2 protein-coding genes are annotated in these 2,062 nt (G+C 68.2%); both read left to right on the forward strand.

Going from position 1 to position 2,062, the window contains the following annotated elements; all coding sequences use genetic code 11:
* Positions 1–1,467 (forward strand): Na+/H+ antiporter NhaC family protein (locus tag BN903_RS09460; RefSeq protein ID WP_048077491.1); only part of this gene is annotated, 1,467 nt, incomplete at its 5' end.
* The gene (locus tag BN903_RS09465) at positions 1,464–1,742 is read left to right on the forward strand and encodes a hypothetical protein (protein WP_048077492.1); all 279 of its coding nucleotides are present in this window, start codon (positions 1,464–1,466) and stop codon (positions 1,740–1,742) included. The genes BN903_RS09460 and BN903_RS09465, both read left to right, overlap by 4 nt.
* Positions 1,743–2,062 lie beyond the last annotated feature (320 nt).

The following is a 2,062-nucleotide window of genomic DNA, read 5'->3' on the forward strand; positions in this document are numbered from 1 at the left end:
ATCGAGTTCCGCGGGGGCAAGTGGGCGAGCACGGTCCCGCTCGTCTTCTTCATCGCCTGGGCGATCTTCCAGAGCGGCGTCCTCGGGATCGGCGACACAAACGGGCTCGTCGTCGGCGCGCTGGTCGGGACGACGCTCGGGATGTTCCTCGTCCGGGGCGACTGGAAGGCGTACGCCGACACCATCTTCGAGGGGATGACCCAGCGCGTGGCCGCGACCGCGATCGTGGCGTGGCTGTGGGCCGGGATGTTCGCCGAGACGCTCCAGGTCGGCGGCTTCGTCGAGGGGCTCATCTTCGCGGCCGACGCCCTGAACGTCGGCGCGAACACGTTCCCCGCGGCCGCGTTCGTACTTTGCGGCCTCCTCGCGACCGGGATCGGCACGGGCTACGGCGCGACCGTCGCGTTCGTGACGCTCTTTTTCCCGGCCGGCGTCCTCATCGGCGCGAACCCCGTCCTGCTCTTCGCCGCGATCCTCTCCGGCGCGGTGTTCGGCGACAACCTCGCGCCCGTCAGCGACACGACGATCGTGAGCGCGGTGACCCAAGACGCCGACATCGGCGGCGTCGTCGCCTCGCGGTTCAAGTACGCGATCGCGGCCGCGATCCCGGCGTTCGCGGCGTACCTGATCGCCGGGTCGATCATGGGCGGCGTAAGCTTAGAGGGCTCGGCCGCGCTCCGCGAGTCCGCGAACGCGCTCGGGCTCGTCCACCTGCTCTCGATGGGCGTCGTCATCGTCACCGCGGTCGCCGGCCGCCACATCGTCGAGGCGATCTCGTGGGGGCTGGTCGTCGCCGTCGTCTTCAACCTCTTGTTCGGGCTGTCGAGCGCGAGCGACATCGTCGCCTTCACCGTCACCGAGGCCGGCGCGTTCGCCTCGCTGCCGTTCGTCGCGGTCGGCGAGACCGCCGGCGTCGGCGGGAGCCTCTACTCGGGCGCGGTCGGCTTCTTCCCGCTTATCGTCCTCACGCTGCTCATCGTCGCGATGGCGCAGGTCATGATCCGCGGCGGCGGCTTCGAGGCGATCCAGGAGTTCCTGCTGAACCGCGTCGCGACGACCGTCCGCCGGGCGGAACTGACGATGGTCCTCGGCACCGCGACGATCAACGGGATGATCACGATCAACACCGCCGCCGAGATCGCGATCGCGCCCTACATCGCCCGCATCGGCGAGAAGTTCAACATCAACGGGTACCGGCGCGCGAACATCTTGGACGCGAACACCTCCGCGCTCGGCTACATCTTCCCGTGGGCCGGGGGCGTCCTCGTCGGGTATCAGGTGATGGTCGGCCCGGACGGCCTCGGCGCTGAGTACGGCACCGACGCGATGGTCGTGAACCCGATCGAGGTCGTGCCCTACGTGTTCCACGGCTGGTTCCTCGTGGCGATCTTCGTCCTCGCCGCGATCACCGGCTTCGGGCGGGAGTACATTCCCGACCGCATCTCCGAGGAGGTGTCGCGCGCATGAGCGTCTTCGACAAGTTCCTCGCCGGGTTCTCGTTCCGGGGGTCGACGCCGGACTACGCGGTCGGCGACACGATCGAAGTGATGGTGACCGGGACCGAGGGTGACGGCGAACGCGGGGCGGCGGTCGCCCGCATCGGCGACTCGACGCTCCGGATCGAGGACGCGCCGGCGGACGCCGTGAACACCCGGGTCCTCGTCGACGTGACGTCGTGGGACGAGACGGAACATCGCGGAGTCGGGACGTATCGGAAGACGGTCGGCGAGAGCGCGTTCTAGATCGATTCTCGCGGAGTCGCTTTTCGAGTTCTTCGTTTCTGCTTTTGACTCGTGAGTGACTGGCGGTGGAGCGACGGTGTTCGCCGCCGAAGCCTCGACCGCTCGATACTACGGAACCGATGCTGTGACCGAGACCGCCGAAGCCCCAGTCGATCGGCTTTACGTGACTGGTTTCGCCACGAACGACTTTGTGACCGAGACCGCCGAAGCCCCAGTCGCGAGGCGGACAGACGCTCGCTGCGCTCCTCGTCGCTCACTTCGTTCGCTCCTGCGGTGCTACGTCGCCTCTGCCCGTCTCGCGACTGCCCCTTCGAGTCCCG

It is taken from the genome of Halorubrum sp. AJ67 (assembly GCF_000513435.1).

Bases quoted from the DNA above. Each gene is read 5' to 3' on its own strand.
- BN903_RS09465 (WP_048077492.1), top strand. From the start codon at position 1,464: ATGAGCGTCTTCGACAAGTTCCTCGCCGGGTTCTCGTTCCGGGGGTCG.